The organism is Halorubrum trapanicum (assembly GCF_002355655.1).
Classification (GTDB): Archaea; Halobacteriota; Halobacteria; order Halobacteriales; family Haloferacaceae; genus Halorubrum; species Halorubrum trapanicum_A.
This window is the reverse complement of sequence record NZ_AP017569.1, coordinates 1,189,505-1,210,616: the sequence shown is the minus strand read 5'-3', so window position 1 is coordinate 1,210,616 and position 21,112 is coordinate 1,189,505. Positions and strand designations below refer to the sequence as shown.

The 21,112-nt window shown below is 71.8% G+C and carries 23 protein-coding genes; 12 read left to right on the top strand and 11 right to left on the bottom strand.

Features of this window, described 5'->3' with window-relative positions; all coding sequences use genetic code 11:
* Positions 1 to 5: 5 nt before the first annotated feature.
* The 4 genes from CPZ01_RS05900 to folP form a co-directional block, all read right to left on the bottom strand.
* Entirely contained in the window at positions 6 to 1,076 is a 1,071-nt protein-coding gene (locus tag CPZ01_RS05900) for an NAD(P)/FAD-dependent oxidoreductase (protein ID WP_096393875.1), read from the bottom strand.
* A gap of 101 nt (positions 1,077 to 1,177) precedes the next feature.
* On the bottom strand, positions 1,178 to 1,963 hold the full coding sequence (locus CPZ01_RS05895; RefSeq protein ID WP_096393874.1) for a class I SAM-dependent methyltransferase: 786 nt from the start codon (positions 1,961 to 1,963) through the stop codon (positions 1,178 to 1,180).
* Positions 1,964 to 2,040: 77 nt separating this feature from the next.
* The gene (locus CPZ01_RS05890) at positions 2,041 to 3,531 is read right to left on the bottom strand and encodes a DHH family phosphoesterase (RefSeq protein WP_096393873.1); all 1,491 of its coding nucleotides are present in this window, start codon (positions 3,529 to 3,531) and stop codon (positions 2,041 to 2,043) included.
* A 76-nt stretch (positions 3,532 to 3,607) separates the two neighbouring features.
* Positions 3,608 to 6,190 carry a dihydropteroate synthase gene (folP, locus tag CPZ01_RS05885; RefSeq protein ID WP_096393872.1) on the bottom strand — a complete coding sequence of 861 codons (2,583 nt, stop codon included), beginning with the start codon at positions 6,188 to 6,190 and terminating at the stop codon, positions 3,608 to 3,610.
* Between the two features lie 96 nt (positions 6,191 to 6,286).
* Here folP and CPZ01_RS05880 point away from each other — a divergent pair, with 96 nt between their 5' ends.
* The 4 genes from CPZ01_RS05880 to CPZ01_RS05865 all read left to right on the top strand — a co-directional run bounded on the left by CPZ01_RS05880 (position 6,287) and on the right by CPZ01_RS05865 (position 9,489).
* On the top strand, positions 6,287 to 7,384 hold the full coding sequence (locus CPZ01_RS05880) for an ABC transporter ATP-binding protein (protein ID WP_096393871.1): 1,098 nt from the start codon (positions 6,287 to 6,289) through the stop codon (positions 7,382 to 7,384).
* The gene (locus tag CPZ01_RS05875) at positions 7,381 to 8,136 is read left to right on the top strand and encodes an ABC transporter permease (RefSeq protein WP_096393870.1); all 756 of its coding nucleotides are present in this window, start codon (positions 7,381 to 7,383) and stop codon (positions 8,134 to 8,136) included. The genes CPZ01_RS05880 and CPZ01_RS05875 overlap by 4 nt, the downstream gene beginning before the upstream one ends.
* Before the next feature lie 101 nt (positions 8,137 to 8,237).
* Positions 8,238 to 8,381, top strand: a complete 144-nt coding sequence (locus CPZ01_RS05870; RefSeq protein ID WP_157745933.1) for a DUF7560 family zinc ribbon protein — start codon at positions 8,238 to 8,240, stop codon at positions 8,379 to 8,381.
* Positions 8,382 to 8,475: 94 nt separating this feature from the next.
* Complete coding sequence (locus tag CPZ01_RS05865; RefSeq protein WP_096393868.1) at positions 8,476 to 9,489, top strand: aldo/keto reductase; 1,014 nt, start codon at positions 8,476 to 8,478, stop codon at positions 9,487 to 9,489.
* 22 nt (positions 9,490 to 9,511) lie between these two features.
* Here CPZ01_RS05865 and hisH read toward each other — a convergent pair whose 3' ends face one another.
* Positions 9,512 to 10,165 carry an imidazole glycerol phosphate synthase subunit HisH gene (gene hisH, locus CPZ01_RS05860; RefSeq protein WP_096393867.1) on the bottom strand — a complete coding sequence of 218 codons (654 nt, stop codon included), beginning with the start codon at positions 10,163 to 10,165 and terminating at the stop codon, positions 9,512 to 9,514.
* 129 nt (positions 10,166 to 10,294) lie between these two features.
* Here hisH and CPZ01_RS05855 point away from each other — a divergent pair, with 129 nt between their 5' ends.
* The 3 genes from CPZ01_RS05855 (at position 10,295) to phnE (ending at position 13,224) form a co-directional block, all read left to right on the top strand.
* Complete coding sequence (locus tag CPZ01_RS05855; protein WP_096393866.1) at positions 10,295 to 11,332, top strand: phosphate/phosphite/phosphonate ABC transporter substrate-binding protein; 1,038 nt, start codon at positions 10,295 to 10,297, stop codon at positions 11,330 to 11,332.
* Between the two features lie 72 nt (positions 11,333 to 11,404).
* Complete coding sequence (gene phnC / locus CPZ01_RS05850; protein WP_096393865.1) at positions 11,405 to 12,211, top strand: phosphonate ABC transporter ATP-binding protein; 807 nt, start codon at positions 11,405 to 11,407, stop codon at positions 12,209 to 12,211.
* Complete coding sequence (gene phnE / locus CPZ01_RS05845; protein ID WP_096393864.1) at positions 12,208 to 13,224, top strand: phosphonate ABC transporter, permease protein PhnE; 1,017 nt, start codon at positions 12,208 to 12,210, stop codon at positions 13,222 to 13,224. The genes phnC and phnE overlap by 4 nt, the downstream gene beginning before the upstream one ends.
* Before the next feature lie 7 nt (positions 13,225 to 13,231).
* Here the strand turns inward: phnE and CPZ01_RS05840 are convergent, their stop codons facing one another.
* The 3 genes from CPZ01_RS05840 to CPZ01_RS05830 are packed head-to-tail and all read right to left on the bottom strand — an operon-like array spanning position 13,232 to position 14,686.
* A complete protein-coding gene (locus CPZ01_RS05840; RefSeq protein WP_096393863.1) occupies positions 13,232 to 13,864 on the bottom strand; it encodes a uracil-DNA glycosylase in 633 nt (210 codons plus the stop codon).
* 51 nt (positions 13,865 to 13,915) lie between these two features.
* A complete protein-coding gene (locus tag CPZ01_RS05835) occupies positions 13,916 to 14,503 on the bottom strand; it encodes an endonuclease dU (RefSeq protein WP_096393862.1) in 588 nt (195 codons plus the stop codon).
* Positions 14,504 to 14,686, bottom strand: coding sequence for a DUF5786 family protein (locus tag CPZ01_RS05830; RefSeq protein ID WP_007995123.1), 183 nt, complete (start codon positions 14,684 to 14,686; stop codon positions 14,504 to 14,506).
* A 131-nt stretch (positions 14,687 to 14,817) separates the two neighbouring features.
* On the opposite strand from CPZ01_RS05830, the gene CPZ01_RS05825 reads away from it, so the two are divergent.
* Positions 14,818 to 15,459: an MBL fold metallo-hydrolase gene (locus CPZ01_RS05825; protein ID WP_096393861.1), complete on the top strand. Its 642-nt coding sequence runs from the start codon at positions 14,818 to 14,820 to the stop codon at positions 15,457 to 15,459.
* A gap of 245 nt (positions 15,460 to 15,704) precedes the next feature.
* Here the strand turns inward: CPZ01_RS05825 and CPZ01_RS05820 are convergent, their stop codons facing one another.
* Together CPZ01_RS05820 and CPZ01_RS05815 are read right to left on the bottom strand one after the other, a co-directional pair.
* Positions 15,705 to 15,854 (bottom strand): 50S ribosomal protein L40e, encoded by a 150-nt coding sequence (locus tag CPZ01_RS05820; RefSeq protein ID WP_006629440.1) that lies wholly within the window; start codon positions 15,852 to 15,854, stop codon positions 15,705 to 15,707.
* A gap of 97 nt (positions 15,855 to 15,951) precedes the next feature.
* Positions 15,952 to 16,221, bottom strand: a complete 270-nt coding sequence (locus CPZ01_RS05815) for a thioredoxin family protein (protein WP_096393860.1) — start codon at positions 16,219 to 16,221, stop codon at positions 15,952 to 15,954.
* 190 nt (positions 16,222 to 16,411) lie between these two features.
* Here CPZ01_RS05815 and CPZ01_RS05810 point away from each other — a divergent pair, with 190 nt between their 5' ends.
* The 3 genes from CPZ01_RS05810 to hisE all read left to right on the top strand — a co-directional run bounded on the left by CPZ01_RS05810 (position 16,412) and on the right by hisE (position 17,644).
* Complete coding sequence (locus tag CPZ01_RS05810) at positions 16,412 to 16,573, top strand: preprotein translocase subunit Sec61beta (protein WP_004598786.1); 162 nt, start codon at positions 16,412 to 16,414, stop codon at positions 16,571 to 16,573.
* Positions 16,574 to 16,667: 94 nt separating this feature from the next.
* Positions 16,668 to 17,261 carry a pyridoxal 5'-phosphate synthase glutaminase subunit PdxT gene (pdxT, locus tag CPZ01_RS05805; RefSeq protein ID WP_096393859.1) on the top strand — a complete coding sequence of 198 codons (594 nt, stop codon included), beginning with the start codon at positions 16,668 to 16,670 and terminating at the stop codon, positions 17,259 to 17,261.
* Positions 17,258 to 17,644: a phosphoribosyl-ATP diphosphatase gene (gene hisE / locus CPZ01_RS05800; protein ID WP_096393858.1), complete on the top strand. Its 387-nt coding sequence runs from the start codon at positions 17,258 to 17,260 to the stop codon at positions 17,642 to 17,644. Before pdxT ends, hisE begins: the two co-directional genes overlap by 4 nt.
* A gap of 6 nt (positions 17,645 to 17,650) precedes the next feature.
* Here hisE and CPZ01_RS05795 read toward each other — a convergent pair whose 3' ends face one another.
* Positions 17,651 to 18,049, bottom strand: coding sequence for a hypothetical protein (locus CPZ01_RS05795; protein WP_096393857.1), 399 nt, complete (start codon positions 18,047 to 18,049; stop codon positions 17,651 to 17,653).
* 727 nt (positions 18,050 to 18,776) lie between these two features.
* On the opposite strand from CPZ01_RS05795, the gene CPZ01_RS05790 reads away from it, so the two are divergent.
* Positions 18,777 to 21,041, top strand: coding sequence for a hypothetical protein (locus CPZ01_RS05790; RefSeq protein WP_231899210.1), 2,265 nt, complete (start codon positions 18,777 to 18,779; stop codon positions 21,039 to 21,041).
* Positions 21,042 to 21,112: the final 71 nt, after the last annotated feature.

The following is a 21,112-nucleotide window of genomic DNA, read 5'->3' as shown; positions in this document are numbered from 1 at the left end:
GCCGCTCAGTCGTCCGCGGCCGCGGCGTCGACCTCGGCCTCGTACAGCTCGCCGGCGCGCTCGCGCTCGGAGAGGTACTCGTCGGCGTCGAGCGCGGCCTTCACGCCCATCCCGCTGGCGGTGGCCGCCTGCTGGTAGTGGAAGTCGACCACGTCGCCCGCGCCGAAGAGGCCCTCGACGCCCGTACGCGTCTGTCCGCCGCCGCGGCCGCCCTCGGTTATCAGGTAGCCGTCGTCGTCGGTCTCGATGCCGGTCCCCTCCAGGAAGTCGGTGTTCGGCGTGTGGCCGATGGCGTAGAAGACGGCGCCCACGTCGAAGTCGTACTCGTCGACCTCGTCGGCGGTCGCGGGGTCGTCGAGCTTCTCCTTCGGGTGACCGTCGGGGTGCTCGACGAGGGTCACGTGATCGATCCCGTCCTCTGGCGTGCCGTGGATCTCGGTGAGCTCGGTGTTGAGGAGCAGCTCGATGTCGCCGTCCTCGACGGCGTCCATCGTGCGCTCGATCCACACGTCCTCGGCGCGGAACTCCTCGCGGCGGTGGGCGACGTAGACGGTGTCCGCGAACTTCGTCAGGAAGTTCGCCTCCTCCATCGCGGCGTCGCCGCCGCCGACGACGAGCATGTCCTCGTCGCGGAAGAACGCGCCGTCGCAGGTCGCACAGGTCGAGAGGCCGTACCCCATCAGCTCCTCTTCGCCCGGGACGCCGAGCGTCCGGGCGCTGGCGCCCGAGGCGGCGATGACGGCGTCGGCGGTGTACACGTCGCCGTCGGAGAGCGCGACGCGGAAGTGGCCCGCGGGCTCCTTCGAGACGTCCTCGATGACGCCGTTGCGGGCCTCGGCGCCGAACTTCTCGGCCTGCTCTTTCATGTCGTTGATCAGGCCCGGCCCGGAGACCCCCTCGGGGAAGCCGGGGTAGTTCTCCACGTCGGTCGTCAGCGTGAGCTGGCCGCCCGGCTCGTCGCCCTCGATGAGCAGCGGCTCGTTGTTCGACCGCGCGGCGTAGATCGCCGCCGAGAGCCCCGAGATACCGGTGCCGGCGATGATCAGTCGACGGTGTTCGACGATGTCGTCGGTCATGAGAGTGGGTTCGCCGGCGCGCCGTATGTACGTTGCGACCGTTGCGCGGTTTCCGCACGACCGCCGGGAGAGCGAGGGCGCGTCGCGCGACGCCGGGACCCCTACCGCACCGCGACGAACACGCTCCGGTCGTCGCCGGGGCCGTACCCGTCCGCGACGTCGACGTCGCCGAACCCGGCCGCGGCGAGCGCGTCGGCGATCCGGTCGTCGGCGAACGGCGTCATCCGCCGTCGATCCGTGAACGCGTCACCGTCGCGGGTGAACGTCACCGCCCGCCAGTCGAGCCGTCCCTCGCCGGTCGCAACGTGGTGCGCGACGCGGACGTACTCGATCGCGCCCTCGGCGTCGCGGCCCACGTCCAGTCCGGGTCGATTCCCGTCGGGCGGCAGCGGGGAGTTGTCGAAGACGAGGACGCCGCCCGGCCGCAGACGGTCGCGGAGCGCGGCCAGCGCGGGATCGAGATCCCTCGGCGCGAGGTGGTTCACGACGCCGCGGATCGCGACGGCCGCGTCGAACGGTGCCGAGTCCGCCAGGTCCGGGTCCGGAAGGCCAGTCAGGCAGAACTCGACCGATCCCGGGGCGTCGCCGTCACCGAAGTCGTCGTCGCCGACGCCGGCGTCCACGCCGGCGCACTTCTCGCGTGCGACGTCCAGCATTCCCTCGTGGACGTCTATCGCGGTCACGTCGAGCCCGCGGGCCGCGAACCGGCGGGTGTGCTCGCCGGTGCCGCAGCCGACCTCCAGCAGGCGCTTGGGGGCGACGCCGCCGAGGTCGACCCCGCGGTCGGCGAGCGTGTCGCGGACGAAAGCGACGTCGCGGTCGTAGTCCCACTCGGACTGGATCGCGTCGTACAGCCGGGGGCGCTCGACGTAGAGGCCGTCGGACATGGCGGCGACGGCGAGGGGATCGGCGGCCGGCGAGGAGTGTCTTACGCCGCCGCGTGACCGGTTCGCACGCCCCGGCCTCAGTCCGTCGGGAACTCCGGCGGGAGCCCGGTCGGCTGGGCGGGCGCGTCGTCGAGCGCCTCGAAGAACCGCCCGGCGACGAACGCCTCGACGACGTCCGACAGCGACTCCGACTCGGAGACCTCCGAGAGGATGCCGAGCGGGACCTGCGCGCCGGCCATCGAGGCGTGCCCCCCGGCCGAGCCCACGGGGTCGAGCGCGTCGCGTAAGAGTTCGCCGGCGTCGAGGTCGGCGCCGCGGGCGCGGGCGGAGCCGTAGATCACGCCGTCCATGTAGCCGTAGACGAACGTCACCGTCACGTCCTCCAGATCCAAGAGGCGCTCGGCCGCCTGCGAGAGCGCGTCGCGGTCGGAGATCTCGCCGACGCAGGAGGCGGCCACCGACCCGCGGACGTCGCGGTTCTCGATGGCGGCCGCGAGGACGCGCAGCGTCTCCGGGCTCACGCTCGGGCTCTCGACGCGTTCGAGCGTCGACTCGTCGGCGTGCGCGAGCAGCGCGGCGGCCGCCTCGAAGTCGTCGGTGGCGGTCGCGCGCGTGAAGTCCTTCGTGTCGATCCGGATGCCGTACAGAAGCGCCGTGGCGAGGTCCCGCTCCGGCGCGATCCCGTACCGCGAGAGGTACTCGGAGATGAGCGTGCTCGTCGCGCCGATCTCGGGGCGGATGTCGACGAACGACCCCGCGACCGGCCCCCGCGGCGGGTGGTGGTCGACCACGACGTCGACGGGATGGCCCTCCGGGAGGCTGTCGTTGATCCCCGCGCGAGAGTGGTCGACCAGGGCGACGCCGCCGTACGCGTCGAGGTCGACCTCGTCGAACGACCGCAGCCCGATGTCGAGGAGGTTCACCAGCGCGCGGTTCTCCTGATGGGCGATCTCGCCGCCGTAGCAGGCGTCCGCGTCGACGCCGATCGACGCCGCGATCCGCGCCAGCCCGATCGCGCTCGCGATGGCGTCCGGGTCCGGGTTGTCGTGCGCGACGACCAGCAGCGGCCCGGAGAGGCGACGGAGCGTCCCGAGCAGTCGGGCGGGCTTCTCGCCGCCGTCGTCCGCGGGGGCGAACTCCGCGTCGGCGGCGCCGCGGCCGTCGTCGAGGCCGACCGCCTCGAAGACGCGGTCGGCGACCGCCTCGACCGGGTCGACCACGCGGTCGGCGGCCGCCTCGACCGCCGCCCGCTGCTCGTCGGTCGGCGCCGTCCCGAGGTGCGCGACGATCAACGCCTCAGGGTACCGCTCCCGGGCCGCCCGCGCGGCGGCGACGTTTCGCTCGGCGTCGTCGCTCGCGATCAGCACGACGGCTGCGCTGTCGGGGTAGGTCCCGGGGTCGGTCGGGTCGGCCTCGACGGTGGCGACGTTGCGGTCGCGCAGCGTCGACACCCAGCCGGTGTCGTCGGTGATCGCCACCAGGTCGTCGCGCCCGCCGCGCTCGTCGCGGGCGTGTTCGACGAGCGCGCTCCCGACCGCGCTACAGCCGAGCAGCAGGCGCCGGGTCATACGGGCGCGAGGGGGTCGCGAGGCAAAACGCTGCCGTCGGCGCGGCGCGAGACCGGGACCGGAGGCCGGGTCCGAGTCATTCCGCGCCGTCTCCGTCGCGCAGCGCCCCGTTCACCGCGGCGGCGACGTCGACCGCGGCCCGGTTCTCGCCGACGTCGTGGACCCGAACGATGTCGGCGCCGCGGTCGGCCGCGAGCGCGGTGCCCGCGACCGTCGCGTGCTCGCGGTCGTCGGCGTCGCGCCCGACCGCGCCGTACAGCGACTTGTGCGAGTGGCCGACGAGGACCGGGCAGCCGAGCGCCGCGAACTCCCCGCAGCGAGCGAGCAGCTCGAAGTCCTCGGCCGGCGACTTCCCGAAGCCGAGCCCGGGGTCGACGATGACGCGGTCGCGGTCGATGCCGGCCGTGTCCGCCAGCGCGAGCCGCTCGCGGAGGGCGTCCACCGCCTCGCTCACCACGTCGTCGTACTCGGGGTCGGCGTCCGGGTCGACCGGCGCGTCGAGGCTGTGCATCACGATCACCGGGCAGTCGGCGTCGGCGACGACCGACCGCATCTCCGGGTCCTCCAGCCCGGTCACGTCGTTAATGACGTCCGCGCCCGCGTCGAGCGCCGCCTCGGCGACCGCCGGCTTCCGGGTGTCCACCGAGACCAGCACGTCACCCGACTCGACCGCGGGCACCGACTGGATCGCCTCGACCGTCGGCACGACGCGCTCGATCTCCGCCTCGACCGGGACCGGCTCCGCGCCCGGTCGGGTCGACTCCCCGCCCACGTCGACGACGTCGACCCCCGCGTCGACCATCCGCTCGACGCCCGCGACCGCGTCGTCGAGGTCGGCGTGGCGCCCGCCGTCGTGGAAGGAGTCCGGCGTGACGTTGAGCACGCCCATCACCGCGGTGCGGTCGCTCCACGGGAAGTCGGGGGTGGCCTCGTCGGCGTCGCTCTTCTCTTCCGTTCCGCCGATCCCGTCGGTCTCGATTCCGACCGCCGCGGCGAGGTCGGCCGCCACCCCCCCGAGCCCGCCGCCGTCGGCCGCGTCGAGGCGGTCGACGAGCGCCCGGATCTCCGCGACCGTCCCCGCGACGGTGACCGGGACCTGCTCGCCGCTCGCCCCGCGGTCCTCGCCCGCGCCGAGGCCGCCGAGCGCCGCGTCGCCGCCGACCGCCCGGGCCTCGCTCGCGACGCGCTCGGCGCGGTCGCCGCGCAGTCGGAGGGTGAGGACCCGGTGGTCGACGCCGTCCCGGTGGGCCGCGACGCCCTCGGGCGGGACCCCGGCCGTGTCGAGCGCGTGTTCGGCGTCCTCGGCGTCCCGAACGGCCCGCTCCCGGACCGTGCGCATCTGAGCCGCCCGGGCCTCCGCGACCGCGAACAGCGAGCCGACGAGCAGCACGCAGTCCCCCTCGTCGGCGCGGTCGACCGCCGTCGCGAGCGCGTCGGTCACGTCGTCGCCGGCCGTCACCTCGCCGACGCCCGCCGACCGGAGCGCGGCCGCGAGCACCGTGGGGTCCTCCGCCCGGTCGATGGCGGGCCGACAGGTGACCGCGGTCGCCGCCTCGGGGAGCGCCGCGGCCGTCTCCGCGTGGTCCTTGTCGTGCATCGCGGCGTACACGAGGTGGAGGTCGTCGTAGTCGTACTCGTCGAGGGTCGCGGCGAGCGTGCGGGCGGCCGCGGGGTTGTGCGCGCCGTCGAGGACGGTCAGCGGCGCCGTCTCGACCACCTCGAACCGCCCCGGCCACGTCGCCCGCGCGAGGCCGTCGCGCACGGCGCGCTCGCCGAGGTCGGTCCCCAGCGCCGCCGCGGTCCGGTCCGCGAGCGCGACGGCGACCGCCGCGTTCGCGGCCTGATGCCGGCCGACGAGGGGGAGCCGGTAGGTCCCCTCGCGCTCGCCGCTGAGCGAGACCTCGGCGTCGGTGGCGCTGACCCGACCCTCGTAGGTCGCCGCGAGCGCGGGCGGGTCCTCGGTCTCATCGGATTCGGAGCGCCCGGCGCCCCCGTCGCCGGTCACGCGCGTCACCGGCGCGCCGGCTTCGCCGGCGACCTCGCGGACCACGTCGAGCGCCTCGCCCTCGCAGGCGGTGACGAACGGGGCGTCCGGACGGGCGATCCGAGACTTGGTGCGGGCGATCTCCTCGATCGTGTCGCCGAGGACCGCGGTGTGTTCCAATGAGACGTTCGTCACGGCGGTCGCGACGGGGTCGACCGCGCTCGTCGCGTCGTACTCGCCGCCGAGGCCGACCTCCAGGACCGCGACGTCGACCTCGCGGCGCGCGAACTCCCGGATCCCCATCGCCGTCACGACCTCGAAGAAGGTGAGCGGCTCGCCGGCGGCCGCGCGCTCGATCAGCCAGGGGCGCACCTTTGCGACGAAGTCGGCGACCGCGGCCTCCGTCATCTCTCGGCCGTCGACGCGGACCCGCTCGGCGAGCGCCGAGAGGTGCGGCGAGGTGTACAGCCCCACCGACAGCCCCGCCTCCCGCAGGACCGACTCCGTCAGCCGCGCCGCGCTCCCCTTCCCGTTCGAGCCGGCGATCTGGACGAACGGCACGTCGTCCTGCGGGTCCCCGAGGTGCGCTAACAGCGCCTCGACCCGCTCCGTGCCGGGCTTGACCGAGAAGCGGCGGAGGTCGAAGAGGAACGCCGCCGCCTCGTGGTAGTGCATACGCCGTGGGTCGGCGGCGCGTCGCTTATGCGTAACGGAGCGGGCCGGGCCGACCGAAAAGCAACCCTTACGCGCGCCGCGGCCGCATCCGATCGCATGGACGAGACAGCGACCGACGCGGCGGTCGACGCCCCCGCCGACGGGGCGACTCCGGGCGGCCCCGCGGCCGACCCGGTCGTCGTCGGCGAGGGGGTCCGGAAGTCGTACGGCGACGTCGACGCGCTCGACGGGGTCGACCTCGACGTGGCGGCCGGCGAGGTGTTCGGGCTCATCGGCCCCAACGGCGCCGGGAAGACGACGCTGGTCCGCGCGCTCACGGGGACGACCGAGGCGGAGGGCGACCTGCGCGTGTTCGGCGCGCCGCCGAGAGAGGTCGATCCCGCCCGGATCGGGCTGCTCCCGCAGTCGTTCGACCCGCCCGCGCGGCTCACGGCCCGCGAACTGGTCGACTACTACGGCGGGCTCTACGACGCGGCGCGCGACACCGAGGCGGTCCTCGACGACGTGGGGATGGCCGGCGACGCCGACGCCTGGTACGAGACGCTCTCCGGCGGCCAGAAGCGGCGCACCTGCGTCGCGACCGCCGTCGTCAACGACCCGGACCTCCTCTTCCTCGACGAGCCGACGACCGGGATCGACCCCGCCGGCCGACGGGCGATCCACCGGCTGATCGAGCGGCTCGCGGCCGGCGGGACGACGGTCTTCCTCACGAGCCACGCGATGGACGAGGTCGAGCGGCTCGCCGACCGCGTTGCCATGCTCCGCGACGGGCGCGTCGTCGCCACCGGGGCGCCCGACCGGCTGGTCGCCGAGCACGGCGGCGCGCCCCGGCTCGACGCGGCGACGGCGGAACCGGCGACCAACGAGGTCGTCGAGGCCGTCGCGGCCGGCGTCCGGGAGCGACTCGGGGCCGACCCGACCGTGGAGGCGACCGACGAGGGGCTCCGAGTGCGCGGCGTGCGGCCAGAGTCCATCGGCGCCGCGGTCGACGCGCTCGACGGCGCCGGGGTCGCGTTCGACTCGCTCTCGTGGTCGGAGCCGTCGCTGGAGGACGTGTACCTGCGGCTCACCGGCGAGGAGTACACCAGACGCGGCGGGGACGCCCCTGAGGGCGTCGCCGACGCGACGCCGGCCGCAGCGGCGGACGGGCGGCGCGCACCCGACGACGCGGCGCCGGACGGAGGCGACCGATGACCCGCCTCGGGCGGATCCGGACGGAGGCGGTCGCGGCGGGGCGCTCGTTCCTCCGGCGGCGGACGGCGGTGTTCTTCACGTTCTTCTTCCCGGTCATCCTCGTCGTCATCTTCGGCGCGCTGGTCCGGACCCAGCCGACCGGGGGCGGGCTCTTCGCCGAGCCCGCGGGCTACTACATCCCGGGCTACCTCGCGGTCGTCGTCCTGTTCACGCCGCTGTCGCGGGTCGGCTCCGAGATCGCGCGCCACCGCGACGGGGGGCGGTTCGAGAAGCTGGCGACGACGCCCCTCTCCCGCGCCGAGTGGCTGCTCGCGCACACGCTGGTCAACGTGGGGATAATCGGCGCCGCGAGCCTGCTCATCCTCGGGCTCGTGCTGGCGGTGACGGACGCGACGCTGATCGTCTCGCCCGCGCTCGCCGCGCTCCCCCTCTTCGTCGCGGTCGCGGTCGCGCTCTTCTGCGGCCTCGGCGCCGTCCTCGGCGCGCTCGCGGACTCGCAGGACGGCGTGATCGCCGCGAGCAACACGGTCGCGCTCCCCCTGCTGTTCCTCTCCGAGACGTTCGTCACCCCGTCGCTGCTGCCGGAGTGGTTCCTGCCGGCGGTCGCCGCCTCGCCGCTGACGTACTTCGCGCGCGGGACCCGGGCGATAACCTTCGAGGGCGGCGCGTGGGCGGGCGACCTGCTCGTGTTGACCGCGCTCGCGGCCGCCTTCCTCGCGGTCGGCGCGTACGCGGTCCCGCGGACCGAGTGAGCGGACGCCGGCGAGCGCGGGGCGGGCGGCGCCCCGCGTCGCCCCGGAACCGTCCATTTATGTTCGCAGCCCGCGTCCGAGGGGAACGAGAGGAAAAGCCGTTGACCACCGTTCACTTCACCTGTCCGGACTGCGCGCAGACCATCGAGGTCAACGACGCGATGCGGGAGACGATACTCGACGCCGGCTGTCCGGTGTGTACCGCGGCCGCGACGGAGGCGGACTTCGCCGTGACCTGCGAGTAATCGCCCCCGCGCCCGTCCTCGGCGATAGAGACGCGTTCGCACACCGCATCCGGTTGCTGAGGCTTTTTGCGTCGACCGCGACAACCGTTCGGCGATGACGCCCGAACTCGACGAGATCGACCTGGGAACCGTGCCGCTCGGCCGGACCGGCCTGCGGACGAGCGAGCTCCAGTTCGGCACGTGGCGGTTCGGCCGCGTGACCGAGGAAGGGAACGTGGAGATCGACGAGGACCGCGCCCACGAGCTGCTCGACGCCTACGAGGCCGCCGGCGGGCGGTACATCGACACCGCCGACGTGTACGGCGGCGGCGACTGCGAGCGCTGGATCGGCGACTGGCTCGCCGAGCGCGACCGCGAGCGGTACACGGTCGCCTCGAAGGTGTACTGGCAGATCCGCGACGGCGACCCGAACAGCCGCGGCACGAACCGCAAGAACGTCCGGCACCGCGTCGACGCCCTGCTCGACCGGCTCGACACCGACTACATCGACGTCCTCTACATCCACCGCTGGGACGACGAGACGCCCGCCCGCGAGCTGATGAAGACGCTGAACGGGCTCGTCGAGTCCGGCAAGGTCCACTACCTCGGCGCCTCCACGCTCCGTCCGAACGCGTGGAAGGTCGCCCGCGCCAACGAGATCGCCCGGAGCGAGGGGTGGGAGCCGTTCAAAGTACTCCAGCCGCGGTACAACCTCGTCGACCGCGAGGTCGAGGGGGACTACCTGGAGTTCGCGCGCCAGCGCGACCTCGCGGTCTCCCCGTGGAGCCCGCTCGGGCAGGGCTTTTTGACCGGGAAGTACGACCGCGACGCCGACCTCCCCGACGACTCGAAGGCCGCCGAGTCGAGCCGGTTCCAGGAGGCGTACCTCACCGAGGAGAACTTCGACGTCCACGACGAACTCGACGCCGTCGCCGACGAGGTGGACGCCTCGCCCGCTCAGACCGCGCTCGCGTGGCTCACGCACCGCGACGGCGTCACCGCGCCGATCGTCGGCGCCCGGACGGTCGACCAGCTGCGCGAGAACCTCGCGGCCGCGACGATCGAGCTCTCCGACGACCAGGTCGACCGCCTGACGGCCGCCAAGCCGGGCCCGTACGACGAACTCTGAGAAAAGCGAACGCGGTCGCCGACTACTGCTCCGCGCAGTAGTCGACGAAGTTCCGCAGGATCTTCAGCCCCGTCTCGCCGCTCTTCTCGGGGTGGAACTGCGTGCCGAACACGTTGCCGGCCTCGTTGGCGACGACGGCTGGGAAGTCGACGCCGTAGTCCGCGGTGGCGACGACCGCGTCGGCGTCGTCCGGCGCGGCGTAGTAGGAGTGGACGAAGTAGGCGTACTCGCCGTTAACCCCGTCGACGATCGGGTGGTCGCGCGCGACCTCCAGCTCGTTCCACCCCATGTGGGGGACCTTCCGGTCCACGTCGAACCGGACGTTGGTGCCGGGGACTAAATCGAGGCCCGTCACCTCGCCTTCGCCCTCGTGGTCCGCCTCCTCGCTCGTGGTGAGGAGCATCTGCATCCCGAGGCATATCCCGAAGAGGGGGCGGCCCGCCGCGGCGTGGTCGGTCAGCGCCTCGCGCAGGGGGCCGGCGTTCTCCATCCCCTCGCGGAACGCGCCGACTCCGGGGAGGACGACGCCGTCCGCGGCCGCGAACGCATCGGGGTCGTCCGTTATCTCGACGGAGGCGCCCGCGCGTTCCAGCCCGCGGGTCGCCGACCGGAGGTTCCCGAGACCGTAGTCCACGAGGGCGACGGACACCTCTCGATCCGTTGGAGATTCGTCCATGTTACCGATATATCATCTGCGTGGAAGTCAGTTTCTATCCGGGATCGGTTACAGAGCAGTATATACCTGTACGTATATTTGAACAGCAACACTTTTGATAGATCAGTAGAACGCCAATATGTACTCCTCATGGAGCGACGACGCCAATTCCTCAAGGTCGCGGGCGCAGCAAGCATCGTTGGACTGGCCGGCTGTAGCGGCGGCGACGGCGGCGACGGGTCGGACGGCTCCGACGGGTCGGACGGCTCCGACGGCTCCGACGGGTCGGACAGCGAACCGGAGATGACCTTCGGCGGCGACGGCACGGTCGACTTCGGCATCTCGCCGTCCGTGCCGCAGGAAGACCTCAACGTACAGTACTCCCCGCTCGAAGACCACATCGGGAGCTACCTCCGGGAGAACTACGACGTCCCCAGCGACCTCAGCGTTGAGGGGACCATCGGAAGCAACTACAGCGCCATCATCCAGTCTCTCGGCCAGGGAACGCTGGACATCGCCGAGACCGGCCCGTTCGCGGCCGCCCTCGGCGTGAAGACCGGGAACGCGGAGATCATCCTCCAGCGGTACGGCTACGGCGGTTGGACCTACAAGAGTATCATCGCGACGCCGAACGACAGCGACATCACCGAGCTGTCCGACCTCTCCGGGAAGACGGTCGCGTTCTCCGACCGGCTCTCGACGAGCGGCGCGCTGTACCCGCTGTACAGCATGTCGAACCAAGGGGGCCTCGACGTCGGCGAGCTCCCCGAGGGCAACGGCTCGCAGGCCGAGTTCGACGCCCGCTTCGCCGGCGGCCACGTCGGCTCGTACACCCTGCTCGAACAGGGCCGGGTCGACGCGGCCGCGATGGGCGGGTTCGTCCGCGACACGGGCACCGGCCCGTCGCCGGAGGCGTGGCAGGAGGTCGCGACGACCCTCCACGAGGACGAGGGCCTGCCGCGCGCCCCGGTCGTGGTCTCGCCCGAGCTGAGCGACGACGTGAAGTCCGCGCTCCAGGAGTCGTTCCTGGAGGGGCCGGACAGCATCTACTACGGTGCCGACGGCGAGGACGGCACCGAAGACGACCTCTGGTTCAGTCGCGTCCGCGAGGCGACCCAGGACGACTACCAGTCCGTCATCGACGTCGCCGACGAGCTCGGCGTCGGAACCGACATCTTCGGCGAGTAGGGCACCGCTCTCCACCCTAACTTCGGATCACTTTTCACACGATTGGTCCGTTTTCGGACAAAGCCACACCTCATGCCAACGATCGAATTCGAAAACGTCAGCAAGATATACGACGAGGACACCGTCGCCCTCGACGACGTGTCGTTCACCATCGACGAGGGGGAGTTCGTCATCCTCCTCGGTCCCTCCGGTGCCGGCAAGTCGACGATGCTGCGGGTGTTGAACGGGCTCACCCAACCCACCGAGGGCTCCGTCCGCATCGGCGGCGAGGAGCTTCAGGGGAACCGCAGCGGGGTCGGGATGGTGTTCCAGGAACACTACCTCATCGAGAGCAAGACGGCGTTCGGCAACGCGCTGTCGGGAGCGCTCTCCCGGAACGGACTCCTCCGGAGCGCCCTCGGGATACACGACGACGCGGACAAGCGGACCGCCCTGGAGGCCCTCCAGACGGTCGGCCTCCTCGACGAGGCCGGCCAGCGCGCCGAGTCGATGAGCGGGGGCCAGAAACAGCGCGTCGGGATCGCTCGCGCCTTGGTCCAGAACCCCGAGATCGTCCTCGCCGACGAGCCGGTCGCCAGCCTCGACCCGAAGGCCGCCCGCGACGTGATGCGCTACCTCAAGAAGGCGGCGACCGAGCAGGACCTCACCACGATCACCAGCCTCCACCAGGTGAACATCGCGCGCGAGTTCGGGGACCGGTTCCTCGGCATCCGCGACGGCGAGGTGATCTTCGACGGCGACGCCGACGACCTCACCATGGACGAGATGGACCGGATCTACTACGGCGAGGCCCAGGGCGGCAAGACGGTTCCGACCGGCACGAGCGGCGACGAGCTCGGCGAGGCCGACGCCGCCGCCGACGGAGGTGAGCGGGCGTGAGCTCGCCGCCCGACTCGGCGATCGACGACCAGTTCCGCGCGCTCGAACGGCTCCGCCGGCTCAAGTACGTGCTGTGGGGCGTGCTGCTCGCCGCTGTCCTCGGCGTCACCTACTGGGGGCTCGGCTTCATCGGCTTCCAGCCGAACGTCGTCGCGGGGCGGCTCCCCGGGATGTACGAGTTCATCGCGACCGGCTTCTTCCCGCCGGACTTCCAGAACTTCACTATCTACACCAAAGACCAGGGGATCACCGGGCTGCGGGCGATCCCCGCGAGCTTCGGCGACGGCGGCGCGCACATCATCGAGAGCTTCCAGTCGCAGCGGCAGTCGCTGGTGAAGGCGAGCCTGGTGACGCTCCTCCTCGGCTTCATGGGCACCGTGTTCGCCTTCCCGCTCGCGCTCGTCCTCGGCGTCCTCGGGAGCGAGCGCGTCACGCCGTTCCCGTTCAACTTCATCTTCCGGGGCACCCTCAGCGGCATCCGCGCCATCCCCGCCATCGTCTGGATCTTCCTGTACATCCCCATCGGCCCGCCGGGGCAGGTCACGGCGGTGCTCGCGATCGCGACCGACAGCATCGGGAACCTCGGCCGCCTGTTCACCGACGACTTAGAGGAGATCGACGAAGGGCCGATCGAGGCGATCCGGTCGACGGGCGCGTCGGGCACCCAGACCGTGAGCTTCGGCATGCTGAGTCAGGTGTCTCGGTCCTTCATCGCGTGGACGCTGTACATCCTCGAGATCAACACCCGGATCGCCATCTCGCTCGGCGTCGTCGGCGCCGGCGGCCTCGGGCTGATGATCCGGAACAGCCAGGACCTCTTCGAGTTCCAGCAGACCGCGGCCGGGCTGATCATGGTGTTCATCGTCGTCCTCGGCATCGAGCTGATCTCCTCGCGCATCCGCGCCCGGCTCCGGCCCGGCGAGCACGAGGGGAAGGGGCTCGTCGAGGCGATCCGCGGCCTGTTCGACGCGAAGAAGTGGCTCGGCGTCGGCGACCGGTCCGACCGGGACTGATCCGGCGTCAGAACTCGCCGAGCCGCGACTGGCCGTCCCCGCCTTCTTCTCCCCGTTCTCCGACGCCGCTCAGCTCCGCCGCCCGCGCGACCGTCTCGAAGAACCCGTCGCGCTGGCTCCGGTCGTACAGCGTCGCCGCCGGGTGGACGGAGAGGAGGACGCGCCGCGACTCGCCCGCGAGGCGCGCGTCGACCACGTCGCCCGACTCCGACGTGATCGCTACCGAGCGGTCGAGGAGGTGTTCGCTCGGCACCTTCCCGAGGGTCACGATCAGCTCCGGGTCGAGCCGGTCGATCTCCGTTTCGAGGTAGCCGCGGCAGTTCGCCAGCTCCTCGGTCGTCGGGTCTCGGTTGTCGGGCGGCCGGCACCGCACGCAGTTCGTGATCCGCACGTCCGCGCGGGCGAGTCCCGCGTCCCGGAGCGCCTCGTCGAGCACGTCGCCCGACCGCCCGACGAACGGCTCGCCCTCCTCGTCCTCGGTCGCGCCCGGCCCCTCGCCGACGAACAGCAGGTCCGCGTCGGTCGGGCCGACCCCGTCGACGATCCGGCTCCGCGACGCGACGAGCTCGGGGCACCGCTCGCAGGACGGCACGCACAGGTCCTCGTCGAGGCCGGCGCCGTCGCCGCCGTGTTCGCTCATACAGGCGCTGCGGGCGCGGTCGTCTAAGTAGCGTCGGTCGGTCCGGAGCGTTCACTCGCCCGTCACGGCCTCGCGGTGCGCGCTCGCGGCGAGCGCCGCCATCCGGAGCGGCTCGCAGCGCCGGAACCCGTCGCGGGTGAGCCCCCTGACCGCCGCGGCGGCCTCGTCGGAGTCGAGGCCGACCGCGCGGACGAAGCGGGGGTCGTCGGAGTCCGACACGTCCTCGTCCGCGTCCGCGGAGTCGACCGGAACCCGCGGCGGCAGCGACCGGTACGTCGCGAGGCGGTCGGCGAGCGCGTCGCCGTCGAACGCGTCGCGCAGGGCGGGTTCGAGCCCGGGGCTCCGCTCGTAGCTCACGGCGTAGACGGGACGGTCGAGGGTCTCGTGGAGGCGCCGGAGGTCGAGGAGGTTGAACCACGCGGGCGCGACGCCCGCGCAGGCGACGTGGCGGACGTCCTCGCGGTCGAGCGCGCTCCAACAGTCGAGAACGGCGTCGGTCGCGTCGGTCCCGCCGACGGTACAGGTCGCGAACGCGAAGCCGTCCGGCGTCCCGTCGGCGCGGACGACGACGCCGGCCGCGTGGCTCGCGTCGCGGGCGTCAGAGAAGGCGATGCCGAGCGTGCGGCTCGGCGGCGTCACTCACGCGTCCTCGGACTTGATCTCCTGGAGTCGGTCGAGAAGCTCGTCGTTCGAGGCGCCGGGCTCGTAGTCGACGGACCCCTGGTGGGTCTCCTGGGCAGCCCGGACACCGTCGTCGTCGTCGAAGTCCGCGTCCAGGTCCTGATTCTCCTGTTCGGACTCGTCGTAGCTGCCGAAACCCATCTGTGCGTGAGACTAACAGCGGGTGTCAAATAAATCCACGGCCGGTGGTGCCTCCGAAACGCCGCCCCGGGGCCCGAACGCCGCGCGCGCCGCGGCTGTACCCTTTTGTCGCTGCGCGAGCGAGTACGGGCATGGAGCCGATCACCGTCACCGCGGACGCTGAGGAGTTCACCTGTAACGCGTACCTCGTCGCCGGGGACGCGACGACGCTCGTCGACGCCGGAACGATGCCCGGGGTGGACGAGGTGATCGCCGACGCGCTCGACGACGCGGGCGTCGACGGCCTCAACCGCCTCGTCGTGACCCACCAGCACCACGACCACGTGGGGGAGCTCGACGCCGTCGTCGACCGGTTCGACCCGCGGGTGTTCGCGTACGCCGACCACCCGCGCCGCGACGTCGCGCTCGCGGACGGCGACGAGATACTCGTCGGCAGCGAGGCCTGCGAGGTCGTCCACACGCCGGGCCACGCCGACGACCACGTCTCGCTCGTCGGCGAGGAGCGGTGCTACTCCGGCGACGTGGTCGTCTACAACGACGGCGCCTTCGACGACGGCTCGTTCGGCCGCACCGACATGACCGGCCAGTCGCGCGAGCGCCTGATCGAGAGCCTCCACGAGATCCTCGACCGCATGCCCGACACCACCGAAGCCATGTTCCCCGGCCACGGCGACGTCTACCGCGCGGCCGACGGCCCGGACACCGTCCGCGAGGTGATCGAGCGCGCGACGGAGCGCGCCGAGCGCCGCGAGCCGAAGTACCCCGAGGAGTGAGCGGGAGCCGTATTTAAATGCGAGCGAGCGCCGGGACCGACCGCCGACTTCGGCGCGTGCCGACGAGCGCCCGCAGGGCGCGAGTCGCACGCGCGAGGGAGTCGCTGGCGCCGATGGCGCCAGCGACGAGGCTGGGGAGGCGCGAGGCACACGCGCGGCCGGCGGTCGAAGCGGGGCCCACGCACGGCTGGCCGGCAAAGAGTGAACTCGAGAGAAGGGCCGAAATCGGCCCGGGGTCGACCGGATTACGCGGCGCGGCGCTCGGTCGCCTTCGGGCGGAGCTTGGTGTAGCCGCACTTGCGGCAGCGCTCGGCCTCGGAGGCGTTGCGGGCGTTACAGCGCATACAGATCTGTCGGTCGAGCATGCGACGTTCGGCGGCGTCGAAACTGGCCATACAGCTACTGGACGGGCGGTGCTGTAAAAGGTTGCGAGACGCCGCGGCGGCCGCGGGAAGAACGGGTGCGAGCGAGGACCGGCGTCAGGTGTCCGCTTTAGGCGCCGGCTTCGTTGAGCGCGGCCTCGATGTCCTCGCGCTGCGTGACGCCGACGAAGCGGTCGACGACGCCGTCGTCGTTCTCGACGATGAGCGTCGGGAGCGAGCGGACCTGGTACTGGTTCGCGACGTCCTGCTCCTCGTCGACGTCGACCTTCTGGAGCTCGAACGCGTCGCCGAGGTCCTCCTGAATCTCCTCCAGGATGGGGTCTTGGGTCTTACACGGGCCGCACCACTCGGCGTGGAAATCCAGCAGTCGAACGGTCATAGTCGGCGTCAACTATCCCCGGCCCGCGCATAAGGGTTTCCCACTCGTGTGTGCGCGCGGTCATCGCGGCCCGCCGAGACCGACGGAAACGACGGGAGGCCCGCGCCCGGCGGACCGCGCGGCGGTGACGACCGCTGCGACCCGCGCAGCGAACGAAACGTTTAGAACCCGGCGCCGCCCAGATCCGGGCATGAGTGGTTCCAACTCCGGCGGGCTGATGTCCAGCGCGGGACTGGTCCGCTACTTCGAGAACGAGGACCGGAACGCCATCGCGATCGACCCCAAGACGGTCGTCGCGTTCTGCGTCCTCTTCGGCGTGTTCGTCCAGATCCTGTCGCTGACGGTCGCGTAGGCTCGAACCGCCCTCGTTTTGCGGACGGACTGGCCCCCGAATCGACCGACCGCGTAGCGCGCCCTTTTTCCACGCGCCCGCCCCACCGATCCGTATGAAAGCAGGCGTCATCGCCGTTCAGGGCGACGTGGCCGAACACGCCGCCGCCGTCCGGGTCGCCGCGGCCGCCCACGACGAGACGGCCGAGGTCGTCGAGGTTCGGGACGCGGGGATCGTCCCCGACTGCGACGTCCTCCTCATGCCGGGCGGGGAGTCGACGACCATCTCGCGGCTGATCCACCGCGAGGGGATCGCCGCCGAGATCGAGGAACACGTCGAGAGCGGGAAGCCCGTCCTCGCGACCTGCGCCGGGCTCATCGTCTGCTCGACCGACGCGAAGGACGACCGGGTCGAGCCGCTGGGGGTAGTCGACGTCTCCGTCGACCGCAACGCGTTCGGGCGACAGAAGGACTCCTTCGAGGCGAGGGTCCCGGTCGCCGGACTCGACGACCCCTTCCACGCCGTGTTCATCCGCGCGCCCGCCATCGACGACGTGGGCGACGGCGTCGAGACGCTCGCGACGGTCGACGGCCGCCCCGTCGCGGTGCGCGACGGTCCGGTGGTCGCCACCGCGTTCCACCCGGAGCTCACCGACGACCCGCGGATCCACGACCTCGCCTTCTTCCCCGAGCGGGAGGTGGTCGCGTGAGCGACCCGACCGAGGGCGACGGTCCGGACCCCGAGCGCGACGGTCCGACCCCCGAGCGCGACGAGGGCCCCCAAGCCGACGAGGATCCGGACGTCCCGTCCGAGGTCGTCCTCGACGAGCTGTTCGCCACCATCGAATCGCGGCAGGCGGAGCTGCCCGAGGAGTCGTACACGGCCTCCCTCTTCACCCACGAGAAGGGCGAGAACGCCGTCTTAGAGAAGATCGGCGAGGAGACGACGGAGGCGATCCTCGCGGCGAAGGACGACGACCGCGAGGAGCTCACCGCCGAGAGCGCGGACCTCGTCTACCACCTGCTCGTGCTGTTCGCGATGAAGGACCTCGACGTCGGCGACCTCCGCGAGGAGCTTCGCGACCGCTTTTAAATTCCCTCACCGCTCCCGTTCGAGTTCGCGGTCGATGTCGTCGACCTCCTCGGTCTCTAACTCCTCGCCGATGCGGCGCTCGAACTCCGCCTCGCTGATCTGCCCCTCGACGTACTGCTTGCGGAGCCGGTCCTGTCGGCTGGTCCCGGCGTCGGCCGAGGTCGACGACGACCCGATCGAGTCGAGCGAATCGGCGCCGATCGAGTCCCCGTCGTCACCGAGGAGCCACGAGCCGGCATTATAAGCGACGTAGACGATTCCGGCGAGGACCGCAAAGGAGACGATCCCGGAGACGATCGCCGACACGAGACCCAAGATCGCCGAAACCACGCTCACGACGATGCTGACGCCGATCAACACCGCGATCGCGATCGCCGCGTAGTAGAGGGCCTTCTTCCCGTCCATGCCCCCGAGTCGGGCTGCCGGCCGCAAATACCTTCTCCCGCGGATCCGCGGCGACCCGACTCGGGAGCGGTCGTCGTCGGAACGGCCGGTCGCTACAGAGACCGTTTTGAACGATTGCGGGAGTACGTGTAGTACGTGGTGAGTGTTGTCGTTTATAAGTCGGAGCGCGGTGTTGCTGTCTGCTGTTTATAAATATTCGATCGGGTTGCGCTGACGACCTCCAAAGCCCCAGCCGCGACGGCTCGCGCGCCTTGCTGCGCTCCTCGCTCGGTCGCTGTCGCTCCCTCGCTGCGGTGTCGCCGGCGGCTTCGCCGCCGGCTGCCCGTGGCGCGTAGCGCCACGCTGCTTGCTGCGGCGTGCTTCGCCCTCGCGACTGCCCCTTTGAGTCCCGCCCGACCGCGACCGCACAGCACCTCACGCCTCCCCAACCTCGCCGCTCACGCCCTGCGGGCGTTCGCGGCGTCCCTCGCGGGCTGGCTCGCGGCCTCCGCTTCGCTCCGGCCGCTCGCAGGCGCGCCACCGCACCCCTTTTTATAGCCCCTCGTCGCCGTCGCTCGTGGCTATTTAAATACGTTTTCGTCGCCATCGATCTGCGATACTCACTCCCGCCGTGGATCGTCTCCGCGCCTGTGCTGACCGGAGCCGGGCCCGGGGTCTCATTCACTGCGGGATCGAGAGGAGTGGGGCGTCAGAAGTGTTATTCGTGCGGCTCTCGTCGCCACAGAAAATGAATCGGGACGCCGACGCCGGCGACGGCGCGATCGGACCTGACCGGGGCGAAGCGTCCGGCGGGGATCCGCCGAACGGCGTCGACCGTCGGACGGTCCTCGGGGCGCTCGCGGGCGCCGGGAGCGCCGCGGTCGCCGGCTGCTCCGGCTCGGAACCGGACGACGCCGCGACGACCGACCTCGACGCGGACCGGCTCGACGAGCTCGCGACGCGGTTCGCGCCGACGCTGTTCTTCGACGCCGCCGAGCCGTGGTTCCCGACCGACCCGCGCCCGTACGCGGTCGAGGAGGACGGCGAGACGGTCGTCGACGGGTTCGCGGCGTTCGACGGCTACCACGAGCGGTACGACGAGGCGGGCGAGCCGCCGGACCCGACGGTGTTCTACAACGGGATGCGGTACGAGGACTCCCCGCTCGGGGTCGTCCAGTTCTGGTTCTACTCCGCGTTCGACCAGTTCACCGCGAACTTCCACTGGCACGACTGGGAGGTGCTCCACGTCTTCGTCGACCTCGACACGGGCGACCCGCAGCTGTACGTCGCCAGCTCGCACTCCCGGAGCGTGCCGAACAACGAGTTCCTCGATCCGGACCCCGACGTAGTTCCCCGAATCCTCTCGGAGCTCGGCTCGCACTCCAGCACGCTCTCGGTCAACGAGAACCCCGACCAGTTCCGGCGCGTCGGCGACGAGGGGCTGCTCGCGGACATCACCAACACGACGATAGACACCGTCGAGGACCTCCTCGGGATCCCCATCGCGTACGGACTCCCCCGCGACGAGCAGATACGGCTCCCGTTCGTCGTTCCCGAGTACGAGGGCGAACCGATCTACGACCACCCCGACCTCCCCTCGGTCACCGAGGAGTCGCTGGTCGACGGCGCCCTCGCGATCCGCTCGCTCGACGCGCTGCGGTCGCCGCCGACCGACCTCCCGCTCCGGGAGACGGGGACCGCCTACCGATACGGCGGGCGGTCGTCGGGGGGCGACGACGCCGCGCTCGCCGACGGGTTCGCCGACTCGGTCGTCGAGTACGACCTCGTCGAGAGCGCCGAGCTGGAGGACATCTCGGCGTTCACCGGGCCGCAGCTCAGCTTCGAGTTCGCGGTCCCCCAAGTGGTCGAGGACGCCGTCGCGAGCCACATCACGACCACCGGCGCCCCGTGGGAGCAGCCCCGCTACGAGAACCCCGAGCTCGACGTCACCGCCGGGAACCACCGGTCGGAGCTGGCGGCCCGGTACGACGCGATCGCCGACGACCCCTCGTTCGGCGACGACGCGGCCGGAGCGCTCGACGCGGTCGTCGCCCGCGTCACGCAGACGACGCAGAGCGACGAGGCGCCGGCGGGCGAGGGGCTGACGACGACCGAGACGAGCGTCGAGTCGTTCGTCCTAATCGAGAGCGACCCCGAGGCGGTCCCGACGTTCGCCAGCGGCGTCGCGGTCGCGAACGGCGTCCCCGAGGGTGACCACCGCTTCACGGTCAACGGCGCCGGACGGGCCCCCCACAGCGAGACGCTGACCGTCTCGGCGGACGAGTCGGTGACGACCGCCGGCGTCGACGGCGAGATTCCGCTCGTCGCCCGCGAGGACGCGCGGAAGGTGGAGTTCTCGGACGCCGAAAGCGACGTGAACCTTGCTCGGTCCGCGATCGAGGACGACTTCGCCGGGCGGATCTACGACTCCGCGATCGACGGGAGCGACGCGGTGTACGTCGACGCCGGCGGCGCGTACACGACGGAGGTCCGCGACGCCGACGACGAGGTCGGCGCGTACCGGGTCAACCCCGCCGCGGACGATACCGAGACCCAGGAACCGATCCGGATCGAGCGCCCGGAGACGGGAGCGGCCCCGCTCGCCGGCTACGTCGCCGACGTGGCCGAGGAGACGCGCGCCGCGGTCGCGGCCGCGGCGGCCGAGGGCGACGACGGCGACGATGACGACGGCTCCGGCGGAGGCGGCTCCGGCGGAGGCGGCTCCGGCGGAGGCGGCTCCGGCGGCGGCCCGTCGAACGCGGTCAATGGACTGGAACGGGCGCTGGCCGCCGCTGTCGAGGCCGCCGAGCGGGCCGAGGAGCGCGCCCGCGAGGGGGACGGCGAGGGCACGAAGCGACAGCTGGCGAACGTGCTCGACCGGATCGCGCGGATCGAAGAGCGGCTCGCCGCCGCGCGCGACGGGCTCCCGCCCGGGCTCGCGAACGCAACCGGGAAGCGGATCGAAGAGGCGACCAAGCGCGTCGAGCAGGCGCAGAACGCGGAGAAGCTGTAGGATTCGGTCGGGCTCCGCCGCCGGGGACCTCGCGTTCTCACCCCGCGAGGCCGCGTGTCACGGCCCACCAC

Bases quoted from the DNA above. Each gene is read 5' to 3' on its own strand.
- CPZ01_RS05900 (WP_096393875.1), bottom strand. From the start codon at position 1,076: ATGACCGACGACATCGTCGAACACCGTCGACTGATCATCGCCGGCACC.
- CPZ01_RS05895 (WP_096393874.1), bottom strand. From the start codon at position 1,963: ATGTCCGACGGCCTCTACGTCGAGCGCCCCCGGCTGTACGACGCGATC.
- CPZ01_RS05890 (WP_096393873.1), bottom strand. From the start codon at position 3,531: ATGACCCGGCGCCTGCTGCTCGGCTGTAGCGCGGTCGGGAGCGCGCTC.
- folP (WP_096393872.1), bottom strand. From the start codon at position 6,190: ATGCACTACCACGAGGCGGCGGCGTTCCTCTTCGACCTCCGCCGCTTC.
- CPZ01_RS05880 (WP_096393871.1), top strand. From the start codon at position 6,287: ATGGACGAGACAGCGACCGACGCGGCGGTCGACGCCCCCGCCGACGGG.
- CPZ01_RS05875 (WP_096393870.1), top strand. From the start codon at position 7,381: ATGACCCGCCTCGGGCGGATCCGGACGGAGGCGGTCGCGGCGGGGCGC.
- CPZ01_RS05865 (WP_096393868.1), top strand. From the start codon at position 8,476: ATGACGCCCGAACTCGACGAGATCGACCTGGGAACCGTGCCGCTCGGC.
- hisH (WP_096393867.1), bottom strand. From the start codon at position 10,165: ATGGACGAATCTCCAACGGATCGAGAGGTGTCCGTCGCCCTCGTGGAC.
- CPZ01_RS05855 (WP_096393866.1), top strand. From the start codon at position 10,295: ATGGAGCGACGACGCCAATTCCTCAAGGTCGCGGGCGCAGCAAGCATC.
- phnC (WP_096393865.1), top strand. From the start codon at position 11,405: ATGCCAACGATCGAATTCGAAAACGTCAGCAAGATATACGACGAGGAC.
- CPZ01_RS05840 (WP_096393863.1), bottom strand. From the start codon at position 13,864: ATGAGCGAACACGGCGGCGACGGCGCCGGCCTCGACGAGGACCTGTGC.
- CPZ01_RS05830 (WP_007995123.1), bottom strand. From the start codon at position 14,686: ATGGGTTTCGGCAGCTACGACGAGTCCGAACAGGAGAATCAGGACCTG.
- CPZ01_RS05825 (WP_096393861.1), top strand. From the start codon at position 14,818: ATGGAGCCGATCACCGTCACCGCGGACGCTGAGGAGTTCACCTGTAAC.
- CPZ01_RS05820 (WP_006629440.1), bottom strand. From the start codon at position 15,854: ATGGCCAGTTTCGACGCCGCCGAACGTCGCATGCTCGACCGACAGATC.
- CPZ01_RS05815 (WP_096393860.1), bottom strand. From the start codon at position 16,221: ATGACCGTTCGACTGCTGGATTTCCACGCCGAGTGGTGCGGCCCGTGT.
- CPZ01_RS05810 (WP_004598786.1), top strand. From the start codon at position 16,412: ATGAGTGGTTCCAACTCCGGCGGGCTGATGTCCAGCGCGGGACTGGTC.
- pdxT (WP_096393859.1), top strand. From the start codon at position 16,668: ATGAAAGCAGGCGTCATCGCCGTTCAGGGCGACGTGGCCGAACACGCC.
- CPZ01_RS05795 (WP_096393857.1), bottom strand. From the start codon at position 18,049: ATGGACGGGAAGAAGGCCCTCTACTACGCGGCGATCGCGATCGCGGTG.
- CPZ01_RS05790 (WP_231899210.1), top strand. From the start codon at position 18,777: ATGAATCGGGACGCCGACGCCGGCGACGGCGCGATCGGACCTGACCGG.